Below are 18,227 nucleotides of genomic sequence, written 5' to 3'. Positions count from 1 at the left end.
CATCCCATCCGAGGTGTTCAACTTAGCCTAGCCTAACTAAGGTTCACCTAACTGCCTTCTTGCCAGGCCCGCCACAACCGTGCGTACCGGCCGTCCAGAGCCACCAGCTCCTCGTGCGTCCCCTGTTCCACGACCCGCCCCGCGTCCAGGACGGCGATCCGGTCCGCGGCCATCGCCTGGGTCAGCCGGTGCGCCACGAACAGCGTGGTCCGGCCCGCACACGCGGCGAGCACGCCCCGCTCCAGCTCAGCGGCGCCCTCACTGCCGGCCTCCGCCGTCGACTCGTCGAGGACCACCACCGGCGACCGGGCCAACACCAGCCGCGCCAGGGCGATCTGGGCGACCTTGGTGACGTCCAGGCGCTCGCCGCCCTCGCCGACCGGGGTCCGCAACCCGTCCGGCAGCGCATCGGCCCACACTCCCGCACCGACCGTCCGCAGCGCGTCCGTCAACTCGGCGTCGGTCGCCTCCGGCGCGGCCAGCCGCAGATCATCGGCGAGCGGACCGGAGAACACGTGTGTCTCCTGCGTCAGGATGCTCACCAGGGCCCGCGCCCCGGCCTCGTCGAGATCCGCGAGATCGTGCGGCCCGATCCGCACCGAGCCGGACTGCGGCACCCCGATGCCGGCGATCAGTGCGGCGAGAGTCGACTTGCCCGCGCCCGTCGCCCCCACCAGAGCGAGTGAACCCCCGGCCGGGATCGTCAGACCGACGTCCCTCAGGACCGGGTCCTCGGTATCGGGGTATCTGAACGTCAGCCCTTCCACCGTCACCGGGTACGGGGCCGCGGCCGCGGCCGCCACGGTGGCATCTCCCACCAGGCGGTCCTCCGCGTCCTCACCCAGCACCCCGACCAGCCTGGTCAGGCTCGCGCCCGACTTCTGCGCCTCGTCGAACGTGAACATGATGGCGCCGAGCGGCGTGAACAGCCGGTGGAACATCAGCGGGGCGGCCGACACCTCGCCGAGGGTGGCCACATCGCCTTCCAGCAGGGCGTATCCGACCAGGAGGATCAGGACCAGTCCGATGAACTCGGCGCGGTTCTCCCTGCCGACGAAGCGACCGAAGAACCGGAACACCTCGATGCCGAGCTCACGCACCCGCCACGACTCATTCGTGACCTTCTCGCGGAACGCGTCCTCCAGGCGGTACGCCCGGACCGTGTCGATCCCGTTCAGGCCGCTGATCAGCGCCTGGGCCCGGTCGGCCTGCGCCGCCCGCTGCTTCCGGTAGAGCGGTGCGGACCGGGGAAGGTACCAACGCAGGGCCAGTGCGTAGGCGGGGAGCGCGCCGGCGCCGGCCAGGCCGAGCCGCCAGTCAAGACCGAACATGCCGGCCGTGGCGATGGCGACGAGCACGCCCGCCGTGAACACCGTGGGAATGGCTGACCGGATCCCCCGGGACAGCACGGCCACGTCGTCGCCCACCCGGGACAGCACGTCCCCCCGGCCGACCTGCTCGATCCGCGCGCTGGGCATCCCGAGCACCGCACGGACGGCGTCTTCGCGCAGCTGGGCGAGCAGATCCGCGCCCAGCCGCCCGATCAGATACGTCGATCCCGCGGTGGCCGCCGCTCCGAGGAGCGCGGCGGCCACCATCAGCACCCCGATCCTGACGAGGAGCGAACGAGGTTCACCCTCGACCACCCCGTCGACCACCTGGCCGAGCAGCAGCACCGGAAGGACCTGGAGCGCCGCACCGGCCACCGTGGTGAGCACGGTGGCGGCCGTCAACCACGGCACCGCGCGGCAGTGGGCCGTGAGCCACCGGGTGGCCTCGCCCCCGGTGGCCGTGCGCAGGGTCGCCGGGGCGATCGCGCGGGTGCCGGCGGCGCTCACACGCGGACCGGGGCGGGCCGGCCGCGGGTGTCGGGCGGTGTCACTGGCCGGCCGACTTGACGAGCTCGTCGATGGCGTACGGCATGGACAGCAGCGTGCCCTGGGAGATGGCCGCGCCGACTGCCGGACCCTCGCTGTCGAGCAGGTACGACACCCGGCCGTCCTTGACCGCCTTCAGGTTGTTGAACAGCTCGGACTTCTTCAGGGCTTCCTGGTCCGCCTTGTCGTTGATGACGAAGATGCGGTCGACATCGACGAGGTCCATGCGCTCGGGCGAGAGCACGGTGTAGAACTTGCCGCCCGCGATCTTGTCGATCTCCGTCGCACCCTTGTAGCCGATGCCCGTCACCAGGCGTCCGCGTACGTCGGTCGTGGTGAACGGCGCCACGGACTTCTCGTACCAGGACAGTGCGACACCGGTCTGCGTCGCGAACTCGGGGTGGGCCTCGGCAGCGGCGTCGAGCTTCGCCTGGATGCCCTTCACCAGGGCCTCGCCTTCGGCCTCCTTGCCGAGCGCCTTGGCGATGTGGACCGCGTTGTCCTGCCACGGGGCGCTGAAGGGCTCCTTCTCGGCCCTCGTGCGGCCCACCGTCGGGGCGATCTTCGAGAGCTTGTCGTACGCGGCCTGGTCGACCTCGGAGTAGACCGCGATGATCAGGTCCGGCCGAAGGACAGCGATCTTCTCGTAGTTGGGGCCCGCGTCACCGTTCTTCATGATGACCTCGGGGCGCGCGTCTCCCCACTTGCCCTTCACCCAGGGCCACTGGGTGTTGATGTCGGGGGACTTGCCCGCGGGGTTGGGGTACTGATCGACCATGCCGACCGGCTTGATGCCGAACGCCAGGATGGTCTGGTCGTCGGTGTATCCGACGGAGACGACCCGCTCGGGCGCCTTGGTGATCTTCGTGGATCCGAACGCGTGCTCCACGGTGACCGGGAACGCACCGGCGGCGGCAGCGGGCACCTTGTCGCCCGCCTTGTCCGCGTCGTCCGTCGAGTCGGAACCGCATCCCGCCAGTAGGCCGATGCCAAGGGCCGCGGCGGACACCGTGGCCGCCAGCCGCCGCCAGGGCTTCATGAGCATCGTTCTGTGGAGGAGCATCCGGAATCCCTTGCTTTCGCACTGTCCACTGAGCCCCGTACAAGGGCAGCCAAACCTTACCCCGACGAAGTGAGGGTAGCCTAGCCTAACTGACGTATCCCCTTTGTTCGAGACCTAGTTGAGCCCTACGTGAGTCCGGCCGATGGGAACGATGAGGGGCCGGTCGCCGACCGGATCGTCGATCACCATGGCGCGCAGTCCGAACGCCTCGTGCAACAGCTCGGCGGTGATCACGTCGCGCGGGTGACCCTGTGCCAGGATCGCCCCCTCCCGCATCACGACGAGGTTGTCGCTGTACCGGGTGGCCAGATTGAGGTCGTGCAGCACCATGACCACGGTGCATCCCGACTCGTGCAGGTCGTCCACCAGGTCGAGCACATCGATCGCGTGCGCCAGGTCCAGGTAGGTGGTCGGCTCGTCCAGCAGCAGCAGATCGGTTCCCTGGGCCAAAGTCATCGATATCCAGACGCGTTGACGCTGTCCGCCGGACAGTGAGTCGACGGGACGGTCCGCCAGTTCGGACACCCCGGTCATGGCCAGCGCGTCCGCCACGACGTCGGCGTCGTCCGACGACCACTGCCGCAGCCAGCTCTGGTGCGGATGGCGCCCTCTGGCGACCAGGTCGGCCACGGTCAGGCCCTCCGGCGCGACGGGGGTCTGCGGAAGCAGGCCGAGCTTCTTCGCCACGTCCCGGGTCCTGAGCGCGGCGATGTCCTCGCCGTCCAGCACCACCGCGCCCCTGGTCGGCTTGAGCAGCCGCGTCAGCGTGCGCAACAGGGTCGATTTCCCGCACCCGTTGGGGCCGATGATCGTGGTGATCACGCCTGACGGAATCGTGACGTCCAGCTCGTCGATGACGGCCCGGCCGCCGTACCCGACCGTGACGCCTCTGGCCGCCAGCCGTGGAGCGTCCCTGCGCACCGGCTCGACCTCGGTGGTGGTGCTGTGGTGAATGGCCACGGGGCCTCCTCTGTCCGGGTGGTCCAACTCGTCTGTTATCTATCGGAGGTTCGCCCGCACCAGCAGATACACCAGGAAGGGTCCGCCGATCACGGCGGTGACCACCCCGACCGGCAGACCGATCGGCAGAGCCGAGCGCGCCAGCAGGTCGGATCCGATCAGCAGCAGCGCACCGGTCAGCCCGGAGGCCACCATCGGCGGCGTCGGGCACCTCGCCAGACGCATCGCCACCTGCGGCGCCACCAGCGCGACGAACGGGACCGGGCCGGCCGCGCTCACCGCCACCGCGGCCAGCAGGACCGCGCACAGCAGCAGGACGGCCCGCACCCTCGTGTACCGGACGCCGAGGCCCGCGGCGACCTCGTCACCGAGGTGCATCGGCTTGAACTGGAAGGCGATGCAAGCGACGACGGCCAGCAGGGCGAGCGAGCACCAGGACGCCACCCGCACCTCGTCCCACGACCGGTTGTCCAGCGAGCCGACCAGCCATGCCTGGGCCCGCGCCACGTCCCTGATGTCCGCCGAGACCAGCAGCCACGTCGTGACCGCCTGCGTCATGGCGCTCACGGAGATGCCGATGAGGATGAGCCGGAAGCCGTCGATCCCCCGCCGCCACGCCAGGAAGTACACCAGCAGCCCCGCCCCGAGACCGCCGGCGAGCGCCGCCGCGGAGAGGCCCACGGAGTTGATGACCGCCGCGGCGGTCCCGCCCGACACCGTCACCAGGAACACCGCGACCATGCTCGCACCCCCGGTGATCCCGAGAACGTCCGGGCTGGCCAGCGGGTTCCGCGCGACGGACTGGGTGATCGCCCCGGACACCCCGAGCGCGATCCCCACGACGAGGCCGGCCAGGGCCCGCGGCATCCGCAGATCCATGATCACGAACTCGTCGACCTGCTCGCCCCGGCCGAGGATGGTGGCGATGACCCGGGACAGGCCGATGGGGAAGTCCCCGATGCCGAGGGAAAGGCAGAACACCAGGAAGACCGCGGCCGCCAGCACCAGCGTGACCAGCACGATCCAGGGCCGCCATACGAACGACACCTGGCCGAGCCGTACACCCGGCGCCAACGAGGGCTTCGTCTCTGTCACGTTCATGCGCTCCTGAACTTTCCACGCCACACCAGAGCCGCGAAGAACGGGGCGCCGAGGAGGGCGACGACGACCCCCGCGTCCAACTCGCCCGGCCGCACCATCAGTCGGCCCACGATGTCGCAGACCAGGAGGACCACCGCGCCGAGGAGTCCCGCGTACGGCACCAGCCAGCGGTAGTCCGGCCCGGTCAGATGGCGGGCCACGTGAGCGACCATGAGCCCGAGGAACGCGATGGGGCCGCACGCCGCCGTCGCCGCGCCCGCCAGCAGGGTGATGGCGAGGATGCCGACCGTCCGGGTCAGCGCGATGTTGACGCCGAGCCCCCGGGCCACGTCGTCCCCGAGGTTCAGCAGGTTGAGCGAGGGCAGCATGGTGAGCGCGAGCACCAGCCCGACCGCGACGAACCCGGTCACCGGCCAGATGACCTCGAAGCCGACGCCCGCCACGGACCCCGCGTTCCAGAACCGCAGCGCGTTCAGCGACTTCTGGTCCGAGAGCGCGACCGCGGTGGTCATGGCCGCGAGGAACACGGTGATCCCCTGACCGGCCAGGGCGAGCGTCAGCGGATTGCCGGCGCCCCGGCCGATGCTCGCCAGTCCGAACACGACGACGCCGGCGACCGCCGCCCCGAGGAAGGCGAACCAGACGTACTGGAACGGATCCGTGAACCCGAACACGGCGATCACCGACACGACGGCGAACGAGGCGCCCGCGTTCACCCCCAGCAGGCCGGTGTCCGCGATGGGGTTGCGCGTGTAGCCCTGGATCAGCGAGCCACCGGCTCCCAGGGCGAAGCCGGCCACGACGGCGAGAACCGTCCGGGGCACGCGCACGGTCTGCACGATGAGCCGGATCTCGGTGAGCCGCTGGTCGGACTCCGGCGCCGCGAACAGCCCGTGCCACACCTCGGCGGGACTCAACGCCCTCGCACCCACGGCCAGCGACACCGCTCCCGCGATCACGAGGATCACCAGAAGCGCGCCCATCCCCACAACCCGCCCTCGGCGAACGGTTGTTGTGCCTCTGGGCGCGGGGCGCTCCACTGCAGTCGTGCTCATGTCGGCGTTCGTTATCCCTTTGATCCACTCGGAAGGTGCGGCGGTCCGGACGGTGATGACCCGCTAGCGGGGTGCGCCGGCCGCTCCGCCGACAGCGGGTTCGGCGCCCCGGCCGAGCAGCGAGTCCAGGATCTCGCCGACCCGGATCGCGGTGTTGGACAGCAGCGCCGACGTGATGCCGTGCGTGTGCTCGGTGCCCCCCTGGAGGTAGATGCCGCAGCGCAGGCCGGAGTCGGTCGCGATCCGGTAGTCGCGCTCGACGCGGACACGGCCCTGCTCGTCCCGCAGGCAGCGGTCCGCGACATCACCCAGCAGACCGAGCGGGTCTGCGGGACTGTAGCCGGTGGCGAGCACCACCACGTCGGCGTCCAGGAGCGTCTCCTCGCCCGTGACGAGGGACCTCACAGTGGCGCGGACGTGGTCCGGCGTCTCCTTGACCTCTTCGAGCCGCGACACGTTGAGGAAGCGCAGCCGCTCGGCCCCCAGCACCTTCTCCTGGTACATCTGGCGGTAGAGGTCGTCGATCAGGTCGATGTCCACCACGGAGTAGTTGGTGTTGCCGTGGTAGTCCATCAGCCGGCGCTTGATGCCCTCGGGGGCGGCGAAGTACTCGTCGACCGCCCCGGGGTCGAAGATCTTGTTGGCGAAGCTGCTGTCGTCGGCGGGGCTGTAGCCGTACCGGGAGAAGACGGCGCAGACCTCGGCCCCGGGGAAGCGGCGGTGCAGATAGGCGACGTTCTCCGCGGCGCTCTGCCCGGCGCCCACGACCACGAACCGCGAGGGCGAGGTGCCCTCCAGCGCGTCGACCCTCGCCAGCAGTTCGGAGTTGTGCCAGACGCGGTCGCCGCGTTCCACGCCCTGCGGCATGAGGGGGCGCAGACCGGTGCCGATGACGAGGTTGCGGGCCCGGTGGACGGTGAGCCCCTCGCCCGAGCGGACCGTCACGTCCAGGTACTCCACATCACCGTCATGGACGACGGGCGTGACCCCGACGACCTCGTGGTCGTAGGAGACCAGGCCGCCCACCTGCTCCGCGGCCCACTCGAAGTAGTCATGGAACTCCACCCGCAGCGGGAAGAGGTTCTTGTGGTTGATGAAGTCGATCAGCCGCCCCTTGCTCTGCAGATAGCAGAGGAAGCTGAACTCACTGGACGGGTTCCGGAGCGTCACCAGGTCCTTGAGGAAGGAGACCTGCATGGTCGCGTCGTCGATGAGCATGCCGCGGTGCCACCCGAACCGCGGCTGCTGCTCGAAGAAGTGGGCGCTGAACGCCTCCTGGGTCCCGCCGCGGGCGTTGTGCTCGCTGATCGCGATCGCCATGGCCACGTTGGACGGCCCGAAGCCGATGCCAATGAGGTCGTGGACCGGTGGTGCGTCGCCAGGACGAACCTGTGACATGTCACTCCCATCGTGCGGGGAAGCCGCCTGTCAGGTGTGGGGAACGTACGAGAGACGGGCCCGCCGAGGGAGCGACCCGGTGAAACTTAGGTGAGCCTAAGCTAATCCTGTGACGCTGTCGATAGACCGAAACCGGCCAACCGGGAACACGGCTCCTGCCAACTGCGGCACCAGGCCCGCCCGTTGCGACATTAGGTAAGCCTTGCTTTACTGATTTCGCTCCATCCCTACGCTGAGGAGGAACCCCTATGCGGGTCGTCATGTTCGGTTACCAGACCTGGGGGCACCGCACCCTGCAAGCCCTCCTGGACTCCGAGCACGACGTGGCGCTGGTCGTGACCCACCCCAGGAGTGACCACGCGTACGAGAAGATCTGGAGCGACTCCGTCGCCGACCTCGCCGAGGAGCACGGCGTTCCGGTCCTGATCCGCAACCGCCCCGACGACGAGGAGTTGTTCGAGCGCCTCAAGGAGGCCGACCCGGACATCATCGTGGCCAACAACTGGCGGACCTGGATCCCTCCGCGCGTCTTCGCCCTCCCGCGCCGCGGCACGCTGAACATCCACGATTCACTGCTGCCGAAGTACGCCGGCTTCTCGCCACTGATCTGGGCCCTGATCAACGGCGAGCGCGAAGTGGGCGTCACGGCGCACATGATGAACGACGAGCTCGACGCCGGCGACATCGTCCGGCAGGAGGCCGTTGCGGTCGGACCGGCCGACACCGCCACCGACCTGTTCCACAAGACCGTCGCCCTCATCGCCCCGGTCACCACGGACGCACTCGACCTCATCGCCGACGGCCGGACGGAGTTCACCCGGCAGGACAGGTCCCGGGCCACCTTCTTCCACAAGCGCTCCGCCGAGGACATCCGCATCGACTGGACCTGGCCGGCCCAGGACCTCGAACGCCTGGTGCGCGCCCAGTCCGAGCCGTACCCCAGCGCCTTCGCCTTCCACCGGGGCAAGCGCCTGGAGGTCCTCGCCGCCGTGGTGTCCCAGGGGCGCTATGGCGGAACACCCGGCCGCATCTTCTACCGCGAAGGGGAGGGCGTGGTGATCGTCGCCGGTGCGGACGCCCGCACCGGCCGCAACCACGGCCTGGCCCTCACCCGCGTACGGACCGAGGACGGCCAGGAGATGCCCGCGACGGAGTACTTCACCTCGATGGGCGGCTACCTGACCAGCCGCCCCTGACCCACGGGGTTCCGCGCGGCCTCGGACTCACGCCGCATCGGCCGCGAACGGAGAGGTGGCGGGATCCTCCGGGAGTCCGCCACCCTGTTCGCGAATCTACGAATTGCACATTTCTGCAATTCACTACATGCTGTTCTGGCTGTGTCCGCAGCCGGCCGCGAGCGCGGCACCTGATGATGCCCCGGTCTCCCGGGGTCGTGAAGGGGGTCCGCCACCGTGCAGGTCCCGCTGTACCAGGCCAAAGCCGAGTTCTTCCGCATGCTCGGGCACCCGGTCCGCATACGCGTACTGGAGCTGCTGCAGGGTGGGCCGATGCCGGTGCGCGACCTGCTCGCGGCGATCGAGGTGGAACCCGCCGCTCTGTCGCAGCAACTGGCGGTCCTGCGCCGCTCGGGCATCGTGTCGTCGACCCGTGAGGGTTCGACGGTGGTCTACGCCCTGGCGGGCGGGGACGTCGCGGAACTCATGCGGGCCGCGCGCCGGATCCTGACGGAGATGATCACCGGGCGGAACGAGCTCCTGGCGGAGCTGCGGGAAGCCGAGGTCTCCGCCCAGTGACGAAGCTTCTGCTCCACCCCTGGACGCGAGTGCGGTCGCTGCTGCCCGCTCGCGCCGATTTCGTCGCGATGGGGAACAACCCTCGCCGCGATCTGCTCGCCGGCCTGACCGTCGCGATTGTGGCGCTGCCTCTCGCGCTCGGTTTCGGAGTCTCCTCCGGACTCGGCGCCGAGGCAGGGCTCGCGACCGCCGTGGTGGCGGGCGCCCTGGCGGCAGTGTTCGGCGGCTCCAACCTCCAGGTCTCCGGCCCCACGGGGGCGATGACGGTGGTCCTGGTCCCCATCGTGGCCCAGTACGGACCGGGCGGGGTGCTGACCGTCGGTCTGATGGCCGGCGTCCTGCTGATCGTGCTCGCGCTGCTGAAGGCCGGCCGGTACATGCGGTACATCCCGGCGCCGGTCGTGGAGGGCTTCACCCTCGGCATCGCCTGCGTCATCGGCCTCCAGCAGATCCCCGGAGCCCTCGGAGTCGCCAAGCCGGAGGGCGACAAGATCCTGGTGGTGACCTGGAAGGCCGTCGAGGCGTTCGTGTCGGCCCCGAACTGGACGGCCGTGATCCTCGCCACGGCGGTGGCGGCCATCATGCTGCTGGGTGCCCGGTGGCGCCCCACCGTCCCGTTCTCCATCGTCGCCGTGGCCGCCGCGACTCTGGCCTGCCAGTTGCTCCCCCTGGACGCGGCCGTTCCGATCGGTGATCTGCCCTCCGGCCTCCCCGCGCCTTCGCTGGGCTTCCTCGATCTCTCCGCACTGGGGTCGCTGCTCGCCCCGGCCGTGGCGGTCGCGGCGCTGGCCGCACTGGAATCCCTCCTCTCGGCGACCGTCGCGGACGGGATGACGGTGGGACAGCAGCACGACCCGGACAAGGAACTGTTCGGTCAGGGCATCGCGAACCTGGCCGCTCCGCTGTTCGGCGGGGTCCCGGCGACCGCGGCCATCGCCCGTACGGCCGTCAACGTCCGTACCGGCGCGGGCTCCCGCCTCGCCGCGCTCACCCACGCCGCCGTGCTCGCGGTCATCGTCTTCGCGGCCGCACCCCTCGTCTCCCGGATTCCCCTCGCCGCTCTCGCCGGCGTGCTGCTGGCGACCGCGGTCCGCATGGTCGAGGTCGGTGCGCTGCGCGCGATGGTCCGCGCGACCCGCTCGGACGCGGTCGTCCTCGTGACCACCGCTGTCGCCACCCTCGCACTCGACCTCGTCTACGCGGTGGTCATCGGACTCGCCGTCGCCGGCGCCCTGGCGCTGCGGGCGGTCGGCGCCCAGGCACGCCTGGACCAGGTCGACTTCCGCGCCGATCTTCCCGGCGAGCACAGTGAGGAGGAGCACGCCCTGCTGGCGGAGCACATCGTGGCATACCGGATCGACGGGCCGTTGTTCTTCGCCGGTGCCCATCGCTTCCTCCTGGAGCTCGCCGAGGTCGCCGATGTCCGCGTCGTCATCCTCCGTATGTCGAGGGTGTCGACGATGGACGCCACCGGCGCGCTGGTCCTCAAGGACGCGGTGGAGAAACTGAACCGGCGCGGCATCGCCGTGATGACCTCGGGAGTCCGCCCCGGACAGCGGCGCGCCCTGGACTCGGTCGGCACGCTGGACCTCCTCCGGATGGAGGGCAGGGAGTACGCCACCACTCCGCAGGCCATCGCCGGAGCCAGAGCCCATCTGCACCGGGACGGGTTCCCGGTGCCCGCTCCCGTCACGGAAGAGGTGTCCCGATGACCGGAGTTCCGCCCGGCCCGTGCGGAGACCATCCGGTGGACACACGGTCCCGAGCCCTGCCGCTGCGGCACGTGCTGACCCTGCCCACGATGGGCTCGGCGGTGCGGATCGCACGCGAGACGACCGAACAGGTACTGGCGGAGTGGGGGATCAACGGTCGCCACCCCAGCGTGGGCCCGGCGCTGCTGATCCTTTCGGAGCTGGTGACCAACAGCGTCCGGCACGCCGCCGGTCTGTCCCCGACGGTCACCGTGATGTACGCGGCGGGGGCGGACACGTTCGCGTTCGCCGTCCACGACCGGCATCCGTACCGGCCCGTGCTCCTCTCGGCGGGCACCGCGGCCGGCGCCACCGGGCTGGGGACCGTCATGGAACTCACGCTCGGACTGGGCGGCTCCGCCGTTGTCCGGGGTGACGCGGACGGCAAGGGAAAGAGCATCTGGATCACGCTCCCCCTGTGACAGGTGGCGACCTGACACCTGCCATACCAGATACACAGGAACGAACAAGGCAAGGAATCACCATGAGCGATGCAACCGAGGCACTTCCCCCGTGTCCCGAATGCTCCGGCGCGTACACCTACGAGATGGGCGCGCTCCTGATCTGCCCCGAGTGCGGCCACGAGTGGTCACCCGCAAGCACCGGCCCTGCGGAAGCCGGTGAGGACGGCGGCGCAGAGGGGACGATCAGGGACGCTGTCGGCAATGTGCTCGCCGACGGCGACACCGTCACCGTGGTCAAGGCCCTGAAGGTCAAGGGCAGCCCGAGCGGGATCAAGGCCGGGACCAAGGTGCGCAACATCCGTCTCGTGGACGGTGTGGACGGCCATGACATCGACTGCCGGATCGACGGCTTCGGCTCCATGCAGCTCAAGTCCAGCGTGGTCAAGAAGGCCTGACCGATACCGGCGCCCACGGCCCCGACGGGTGGTCCCGTCGTCCGCGGAGGACGGGACCCGCTGCCCCGAGGTCATCCAGGACGGCCCGGGGCGGGAAGATGTCCCCATGGCGAAGAGTTCTGGGCGGGCGCGATGCGCGGTGCACACACGACTACGGCCGTCGGGCATCCCGGCGGCCCCTCCCGGCGCGGGGCGGGTGCGGTGAGCGCTCCTCTGTACCAGCTGAAGGCGGAGTTCTTCAAAACACTCGGCCACCCGGTCCGGATCAGGGTGCTGGAACTCCTCAGCGAACGCGAGCACGCCGTCTCGGAGATGCTCACCGAGGTCGGCGTGGAGCCGGCCCACCTCTCGCAGCAGTTGGCCGTCCTGCGCCGGGCCAACCTCGTCGTCACCCGCCGGGAGGGCTCGACCGTCCACTACTCGCTGGCCAACCCACAGGTCGCCGAGTTGCTGCGGGTGGCGAGGAGCATCCTGTCCGGAGTCCTGACCGGCCAGGCCGAGCTGCTGGCTGATCTCAGAGCCGCCGAGCCCGGCTCCCGGCCGGCGTCCCGTCGGCGCAGGTCGTCCTGAGCCACGCACGTGACCGGCGGCGGCCGGCCGGCAGGCTTCGTGGAAGCGGCCGACCGCGTCGTCCGGCAGCAGCACCCAGGGCAGCCGGACGGCGAGGTCGCCGCCGAGCCGCCACAACCGGTGGTCCCCGCCACGCGCACCGAGCCGCACGGCAGGCCCGGCCGGATCGGGGTGCTGGTCGCGCAGCGGTTCCCGTACCGGCTCCGCCGTCATCCCGGTCTCGGTGGTGGTGTCGGTGTGCGTCATGCGGACCCACCGCAGCCGGACCTGCCGCCCGTTCCGCGCCGGTGCCGAGGTCCCGGGCGCGAGAGCCCCGCCGGACAGCGCCCTGCGGGGCCGGCCGGTCTCACCGGCTCGGCCCCGCAGGTCCATGTGTCCGCGCGTTCGGGTGTTCGGGTGTTCGGGTCGTTGCCTCCGGATCAGCCGTCGGACTCCGGCGAGGGAATGAAGGCGCCGGGTACGTCCTCGGGGGAGAAGATCTTCTTCTCGCCGGGGTAGGGCTGCTTCCAGTTGTGCGTCTCGTACCACGTGAAGTGGTTCATCTGCGCGGGGTTCGCGTAGTCGGGCACGGCCCGGGAGCCGCTCAGCCGCTGCTGCGACTTCCAGTCGTCCCACTGCGACGCGAGCGGCCGCATGGCCGCGGGCACCTTCGCCGCCGGGACCGCCGCCGCGCTGGGGTTCTGAGGTGCCGGTGTGTCGAGGCCGCAGGCGGGCGGAGTGGCCAGTCCGTCGGTCAGCGGGGTCCGGTTGGCGAGGGCGTCGAACGGCGTGAAGTCCGCCTTCTTGGTGAACGCCCCGGTCATCGGTGTGGCCGCACTGTCCTTCTGGTTCATCGGGTGGATCCCGAGGATCTGCTCGATGGTGCGCATCATCGTGATCTGGGTGTAGTAGTGGCTGTCGACGACTCCGCGCCGGGCGTAGGGGCTGATGATCTGGATGGGGGCCCGGTGACCGTCGACGTGGTCGAGGCCTGCCTGGGAGTCGTCCTCGACGACGAAGATCGCGGAGTCCTTCCAGTACTGGCTGTGCGAGATCTCGTCGACCATCCTGCCGACCGCGAGGTCGTTGTCGGCGACCTGGGCTGCCGCGTTGGCCGGGCCGCCGGTGTGGTCGCTGGAGAGCCAGAACATGTTCAGGTTGGCGGGCCCGTTCTTCTCGAAGTCCTGCTTCCAGATCCCGTACCGGTAGACGTCCGGGACGCTGGTGTCGAACTTCGGGAAGCCGTGGACCGACACGTCGTTGAGCGACGGGATCGGCGAGGACGACAGCATGGGGTACGCGGTGTCCTGGCCGGTCGCCTCCATGTTCTTGCTGTCGCAGTACAGGTTCTGCCAGCTCGCGCCCGCCGGCTTGGTCAGGAACTGCTGGAACTCACCGAAGTCCCGCACCGACTTGCCGGCCGCCTGCGCGCCGGTCCAGATGAAGCCCGTCCGCTGGTGGCCGAGGGCGTCGTCCTCCGTGTCGTAACTGCGCAGGTACTCGCCGGCCGAGGACTCCGTGTACTCGGGGTTGTCGGCCTGCATCAGCCAGTTGTGCCCCTCGGCGGAGTTCGTGCCGATGTCGTAGGTGTTGTCGTACAGCCCGAACTGCTTGGCGAGTGCGTGCTGGTTCGGAGTGACGTTCTCGCCGAACTGCGTCAGCGACGGGTCGCCGTTACCTTCGGGGATGTCACCGAGGACCTGGTCGTAGGTCCGGTTCTCCTTGACGATCATGAAGACGTGCTTGATCGTCGAAGGGTCGCCGAGCCGTGCGGGCACCGGTACCGGCTTGGCCTTGCTCTTCCCCTTGGCAACCTTGACGGCGCCGTTGGTCCAGCCGTTCTGCTTGAAGACCTTGGTCGTCTCGGACTTGATGGTCCTGTCGCTCGGAAGCGTGAACCGCGTCAGACTCGACGTCGTGTCGTGGGTGGCGTGCCCGGCGCCGGTGGTGGGGCGGCGGGCGTCGATGCCGCGGGTGTGGGAGACGACTACCTGATCGCCCACGGTGGCGATCTCCGCCGGGAAGTAGTCCGTCGGGAGCAGACCGACGTAACTCACCGGTTCCTGGGGGCTCGTGTACCGGTAGACGGCGACCGCGTTCGCGCGGCCGAGCGTCACCAGCAGGTGGCCGTCGTCGGTGAGCGTCACGGCGTCGGGCTCGTAACCCACCGACGCCTCCGGCCACGGCCGGGTCGCGATGGTCTGCACGACCTTGTCGTCGGCGGTCCTGATCACCGACACGTCGTTGGTGGCCGTGTTGGTGACGAACAGGGCCCCCTTCTTGGCATACATCGCGGTCGGGTGCAGGCCGACGCCGATGCTCCGGACCGCGGCGGCCGGCTTCTCCAGGTCGATGACGCTGACCGTGCCGGTGGTGGTGGCCGCGGTGACCGGGTCGGCCGGCACCTGCGTGTTGTACGAGTTGACCGTGGTGTCGCCGGCCCTCGCCGTGCGTCCGCCCTCGTTGCTGACGTAGAGCTTGCCGCCGACCTGGGCCATGTCGCGAGGCGCGTTGCCCACGGCCCAGCTCTGCTTGATGGTCCCGGTCGCCGCGTCGATGGCGACCACCCGGTTCTGGCCGTTGACCGCGCTGTACACGGTGGCGCCGTCCGGTGAGAACACCGCCTCGCCCACCAGCGCGTGTCGGGGCCCGTCCGCCGGGATCGTGACGGACGTCGGACCGGTGACGCTGCCGTCCGGGTTCACACGGAACCGCGTGTAACCGTCGGGCTGGCCCAGCCACAGCTGGGTGCCGTCGGGCGAGTACGTCGGGCCTTCCTGCCCCACGGAGTTGCTGCCGATGCGCGGGGTGGACGAAGCGGCGCTGCTGACGAGTTGCTGCACCTTCCAGCTCTTCAGGTCCACGATCGACAGTGCGGCACCGCCGTCGGTGACCGAGGCCGCGAGGTGGGTGCCGTCCGGGCTGACGGCGGACGACATGATCTTGCCGTTGTTGATGACCAGGCGCTCGCCGTACGGGGCGATGTGCTGGTCGCTGGAGATGACCTGGCCCCGGTGGGTGACCTGGCCGACCTGTTCGGTGCCGAACTGCTGCGTCTTCGCGAAGGCCGTTCCGGCGGCGGCCAGGGCCATGGCGGTGAGGCCCGCCGTCACCAGAGGGATCCGGCCGATGCGTCTGCCGGGAAGGCCGGAGCGGACCTTCTCTGCACGCCTGCGGCGTGTTACCTGCATGGAGTCATCCCTTCGTCGTACCGAGCAGTTCGACATTGCCGTCGAACTGCCAGAGCGGGTTCGGCGCGTCCCCGGCCGGGGTCCGCACCAGGAAGTAGCCGTTCACTTCCTTGGGGCCGTCGCCATCGGCCATGTACCGGCCGTCCGGGGTCACATCGAGTTGGTAGATCGCCTGCCCGGTGGCCTCGATGCCGGGGAGGTGCCAGGAAACGACGCACCGCCAGTCGTTGCCCGGCCCGAGTGCGCCGTCCGCGACGTCGCCCTTGGTGCAGGCCGCCGTCGCCCGCAACTGCGCTTCGGTGACGTCGGGCCGGTGCAGTTGACCCGTCTGCCCGCGGTACAGGTGGGCGAATTCCGTGGCGACCGAGCTTTCGATCTTCTTCTGCTCGATCCCGGAACCCTCGGCCGTGGTGGTCACGGCCACCACTCCCACCGTCACGGCAAGGAGCGCGACGAGCGGCAGGGCACCGGCGGTGATCGCGAGACGGGGTGAGGCGCCGTCGGTGGGGTGGGTGAAGTCGCGCCGCATGAACTGCACGTACGCCAGAACGGTGGCGGTCACGGCCCAGACGACGCTGACCACGGTGCCGATCACGAGCGGGCCGAGCTGCGTGGGACTCGTGAACAGACCGCTCCAAGAGATGAACGCGTAGCCGGGCAGGGCGAGACGCACCGTGACGGGCAGCGGCAGCATCTGGACGAGCTGCATCGAGAGCGCGACAAGTGCGGGCAGCAGCAGCCCCATCGGGGAGCGCCCCAGCGTGACGGAGCCGAGGAGCCCGATGGCCGCGAGGGCAAGCGTCGGTGCGAGGACGCAGACCCAGGCGAGCAGCACCCTGACCGCGGCGTCGGCCGGAGACAGCAGGTGGCCGTCGAGCCCGGTCAACGGCCGGTTGCCCACCGCCAGGACTCCGCCGGCCGCGCTGGAGCAGACCAGCCCGGCCACGAGCAGGAGGATGACGGTGAGGCTGGCCAGTGACTTGGCCACGAAGATCCGCCGCGGAGACCGCACGGCCACCAGCAGGTGGCGCCAGGTCCCGAGCCGGTCCTCGGAGGCGAACACGTCGCCGGCCACGAGCGAGGTCAGCAGCGGCAGCGCCCAGATGCCGGCGAATCCGAGTACCACCAGGGGTCCGGCCCAGCCCGTGGCGTGCATCCCACGGCCGAACAGGGTGTCGACCGGGAGGGAGCTCTGCCGGCTCACCGCGGCGACGAAGAGCGCCGGCGCGACCCAACAGGCCAGGATCACCAGGCGGATCCGCCATTGCGCGAGGAGCTTGACCACCTCGAAGCGATAGGCGCGCGTCACCGGGACGGGGCGTACGGCAGCATCCCCGACCGGGGCCACGGTCGCGGGACGCGTGTCGGTGGCGGTCATCGGCCGGCCTCCGGCTGCTGCTCGGTCAGTGCGAGGAACGCGGCCTCCAGCGGCGACACCACGGGAGCGAGCTCCCGCAGGGCGATGCCCGCATGGACGAGCTGCACCACCAGTTCGTCGAGGACCGGCACCCGGGCGCGCACGACCAGCTGTTCGGCGTCGGGAGGTGTCGTGCCGTCGTCGACGACCTGGATTCCGGGCGTCCCGGCGGCGAGCACGCGGGCCGCCTTCGGGTCGGAGGTGAGCACCCGGTAGTCGAGCTCACGGTTCTCGGCGGCCAGCCGGCTCAGCGGACCGGAGTAGACGACCCGCCCGGTGGAGAGGATGGTGACGTCGGAGCACAGTGCCTCCAGGTCATCCATGCGATGGCTCGAGAGCACGACCGCGGTTCCGTCCGCCGCGAGGCGGCCGAGGACGCTGTGTATGTGCTTCTTCCCTGCCGGGTCGAGGCCGTTGGAAGGTTCGTCGAGCACGAGCAGCCGGGGCTTGGTGAGAAGTGCGGCGGCGAGTCCGAGTCTCTGACGCATGCCGAGGGAGAAGCCGCGGGCCCTGTCGTCGGCGACATCCGTGAGCCCGACCTGGCCGAGCACGTCGTCGATCCCCGCGGTCGGCGCCTCGCGCCCGCGCAGGGCGGCCAGCGCGGCCAGGTTCTGTCGGGCGGTGAGCGAGGGATAGTGCCCCGGCCCCTCCACGAACCCGGCAACCCCTTCGGGGGCGACGAGGGTGCGTCCGACCGGCGTGCCCAGGATCTCGAGCCGGCCGCCGTCGGCGACGGCCAGACCCAGCAGGAGGCCGAGCAGGGTCGTCTTCCCGGCGCCGTTGGGTCCGACCAAGCCGTGGATCCGCCCCTGCGTCACCTCCAGATCGACGTCGTCGAGTGCGATGACGTCGCCGAAGCGTTTGGCGATCCCGCGCGCCCGGATTGCGGGGAGAGTGTCCATGAGTCCCTTCCTGGAATGACCACGAGGGACACTAGGTGCGACACACATCCTGTTCGGAGACGGCGAGTTGAACGGACAGGGAACGAATGGCGGCCGACGACGACCGCGCCGGCGACTTCCCCCCGTTTGTCGGGTTCATGCCCATCAGGTCTCGGCCGACCGGGACACCGTGCCGTCCAGGAGGGGATCAGGGGGCCGGCCACCTGATCGGCACGAGGGCTCGTGAACGTGCGCCGGGTCGAGACTTTCGATACCCCGGGCCGGGGCACGGCGACGGCGGCGGCATGCTCTTCGACCGGCCCTTCGACGGCGATGTGCCGCGTCCGGCGTCCGACGGTTTCCGGCTCAGT

Annotated in this window: 15 protein-coding genes; 6 read left to right on the top strand and 9 right to left on the bottom strand. The window is 70.1% G+C overall.

All coding sequences use genetic code 11. The features are described from left to right. Positions 1–47 precede the first annotated feature (47 nt). The 6 genes from ACIBJG_RS06940 to ACIBJG_RS06915 all read right to left on the bottom strand — a co-directional run bounded on the left by ACIBJG_RS06940 (position 48) and on the right by ACIBJG_RS06915 (position 7,454). On the bottom strand, positions 48–1,838 hold the full coding sequence (locus tag ACIBJG_RS06940) for an ABC transporter ATP-binding protein (RefSeq protein WP_399304762.1): 1,791 nt from the start codon (positions 1,836–1,838) through the stop codon (positions 48–50). A gap of 40 nt (positions 1,839–1,878) precedes the next feature. Next, positions 1,879–2,940 carry an iron-siderophore ABC transporter substrate-binding protein gene (locus tag ACIBJG_RS06935; RefSeq protein ID WP_399304759.1) on the bottom strand — a complete coding sequence of 354 codons (1,062 nt, stop codon included), beginning with the start codon at positions 2,938–2,940 and terminating at the stop codon, positions 1,879–1,881. 114 nt (positions 2,941–3,054) lie between these two features. Further along, positions 3,055–3,894, bottom strand: coding sequence for an ABC transporter ATP-binding protein (locus ACIBJG_RS06930; RefSeq protein WP_399305385.1), 840 nt, complete (start codon positions 3,892–3,894; stop codon positions 3,055–3,057). A gap of 45 nt (positions 3,895–3,939) precedes the next feature. Next, positions 3,940–5,001, bottom strand: a complete 1,062-nt coding sequence (locus tag ACIBJG_RS06925) for a FecCD family ABC transporter permease (protein WP_399304756.1) — start codon at positions 4,999–5,001, stop codon at positions 3,940–3,942. Next, complete coding sequence (locus ACIBJG_RS06920; RefSeq protein WP_399304753.1) at positions 4,998–6,056, bottom strand: FecCD family ABC transporter permease; 1,059 nt, start codon at positions 6,054–6,056, stop codon at positions 4,998–5,000. Before ACIBJG_RS06920 ends, ACIBJG_RS06925 begins: the two co-directional genes overlap by 4 nt. A 63-nt stretch (positions 6,057–6,119) precedes the next feature. Continuing rightward, on the bottom strand, positions 6,120–7,454 hold the full coding sequence (locus ACIBJG_RS06915) for a lysine N(6)-hydroxylase/L-ornithine N(5)-oxygenase family protein (RefSeq protein WP_399304750.1): 1,335 nt from the start codon (positions 7,452–7,454) through the stop codon (positions 6,120–6,122). 248 nt (positions 7,455–7,702) lie between these two features. Between ACIBJG_RS06915 and ACIBJG_RS06910 the strand changes: the two genes are divergently transcribed. The 6 genes from ACIBJG_RS06910 to ACIBJG_RS06885 all read left to right on the top strand — a co-directional run bounded on the left by ACIBJG_RS06910 (position 7,703) and on the right by ACIBJG_RS06885 (position 12,388). Further along, complete coding sequence (locus tag ACIBJG_RS06910; RefSeq protein ID WP_399304747.1) at positions 7,703–8,650, top strand: methionyl-tRNA formyltransferase; 948 nt, start codon at positions 7,703–7,705, stop codon at positions 8,648–8,650. A 216-nt stretch (positions 8,651–8,866) separates the two neighbouring features. After that, on the top strand, positions 8,867–9,208 hold the full coding sequence (locus ACIBJG_RS06905) for an ArsR/SmtB family transcription factor (RefSeq protein ID WP_399304744.1): 342 nt from the start codon (positions 8,867–8,869) through the stop codon (positions 9,206–9,208). Positions 9,209–9,276: 68 nt separating this feature from the next. After that, positions 9,277–10,920: a SulP family inorganic anion transporter gene (locus ACIBJG_RS06900; protein WP_399305382.1), complete on the top strand. Its 1,644-nt coding sequence runs from the start codon at positions 9,277–9,279 to the stop codon at positions 10,918–10,920. Then, positions 10,917–11,381, top strand: a complete 465-nt coding sequence (locus tag ACIBJG_RS06895; protein WP_399304741.1) for an ATP-binding protein — start codon at positions 10,917–10,919, stop codon at positions 11,379–11,381. Before ACIBJG_RS06900 ends, ACIBJG_RS06895 begins: the two co-directional genes overlap by 4 nt. Positions 11,382–11,443: 62 nt before the next feature. After that, positions 11,444–11,818: a zinc ribbon domain-containing protein YjdM gene (locus ACIBJG_RS06890; protein WP_399304738.1), complete on the top strand. Its 375-nt coding sequence runs from the start codon at positions 11,444–11,446 to the stop codon at positions 11,816–11,818. Between the two features lie 201 nt (positions 11,819–12,019). Then, complete coding sequence (locus ACIBJG_RS06885; protein WP_399304735.1) at positions 12,020–12,388, top strand: ArsR/SmtB family transcription factor; 369 nt, start codon at positions 12,020–12,022, stop codon at positions 12,386–12,388. Positions 12,389–12,807: 419 nt separating this feature from the next. Here ACIBJG_RS06885 and ACIBJG_RS06880 read toward each other — a convergent pair whose 3' ends face one another. The 3 genes from ACIBJG_RS06880 to ACIBJG_RS06870 are packed head-to-tail and all read right to left on the bottom strand — an operon-like array spanning position 12,808 to position 17,877. Further along, entirely contained in the window at positions 12,808–15,558 is a 2,751-nt protein-coding gene (locus ACIBJG_RS06880) for an alkaline phosphatase family protein (RefSeq protein ID WP_399304732.1), read from the bottom strand. Between the two features lie 4 nt (positions 15,559–15,562). Beyond that, positions 15,563–16,936: an ABC transporter permease gene (locus ACIBJG_RS06875; protein ID WP_399304728.1), complete on the bottom strand. Its 1,374-nt coding sequence runs from the start codon at positions 16,934–16,936 to the stop codon at positions 15,563–15,565. Continuing rightward, the gene (locus ACIBJG_RS06870; protein WP_399304725.1) at positions 16,933–17,877 is read right to left on the bottom strand and encodes an ABC transporter ATP-binding protein; all 945 of its coding nucleotides are present in this window, start codon (positions 17,875–17,877) and stop codon (positions 16,933–16,935) included. The genes ACIBJG_RS06875 and ACIBJG_RS06870 overlap by 4 nt, the downstream gene beginning before the upstream one ends. Positions 17,878–18,227: the final 350 nt, after the last annotated feature.

Origin of the sequence: Streptomyces sp. NPDC050422 (assembly GCF_044458665.1) — a bacterium.
In the GTDB taxonomy this organism is placed as follows: Bacteria; Actinomycetota; Actinomycetes; order Streptomycetales; family Streptomycetaceae; genus Streptomyces.
Note: the sequence above shows the minus strand (reverse complement) of the source record. Positions and strands in the feature narration are given on the sequence as shown.

Bases quoted from the DNA above. Each gene is read 5' to 3' on its own strand.
- ACIBJG_RS06935 (WP_399304759.1), bottom strand. From the start codon at position 2,940: ATGCTCCTCCACAGAACGATGCTCATGAAGCCCTGGCGGCGGCTGGCG.
- ACIBJG_RS06925 (WP_399304756.1), bottom strand. From the start codon at position 5,001: ATGAACGTGACAGAGACGAAGCCCTCGTTGGCGCCGGGTGTACGGCTC.
- ACIBJG_RS06920 (WP_399304753.1), bottom strand. From the start codon at position 6,056: ATGAGCACGACTGCAGTGGAGCGCCCCGCGCCCAGAGGCACAACAACC.
- ACIBJG_RS06915 (WP_399304750.1), bottom strand. From the start codon at position 7,454: ATGTCACAGGTTCGTCCTGGCGACGCACCACCGGTCCACGACCTCATT.
- ACIBJG_RS06910 (WP_399304747.1), top strand. From the start codon at position 7,703: ATGCGGGTCGTCATGTTCGGTTACCAGACCTGGGGGCACCGCACCCTG.
- ACIBJG_RS06900 (WP_399305382.1), top strand. From the start codon at position 9,277: ATGGGGAACAACCCTCGCCGCGATCTGCTCGCCGGCCTGACCGTCGCG.
- ACIBJG_RS06895 (WP_399304741.1), top strand. From the start codon at position 10,917: ATGACCGGAGTTCCGCCCGGCCCGTGCGGAGACCATCCGGTGGACACA.
- ACIBJG_RS06890 (WP_399304738.1), top strand. From the start codon at position 11,444: ATGAGCGATGCAACCGAGGCACTTCCCCCGTGTCCCGAATGCTCCGGC.
- ACIBJG_RS06880 (WP_399304732.1), bottom strand. From the start codon at position 15,558: ATGCAGGTAACACGCCGCAGGCGTGCAGAGAAGGTCCGCTCCGGCCTT.
- ACIBJG_RS06875 (WP_399304728.1), bottom strand. From the start codon at position 16,936: ATGACCGCCACCGACACGCGTCCCGCGACCGTGGCCCCGGTCGGGGAT.
- ACIBJG_RS06870 (WP_399304725.1), bottom strand. From the start codon at position 17,877: ATGGACACTCTCCCCGCAATCCGGGCGCGCGGGATCGCCAAACGCTTC.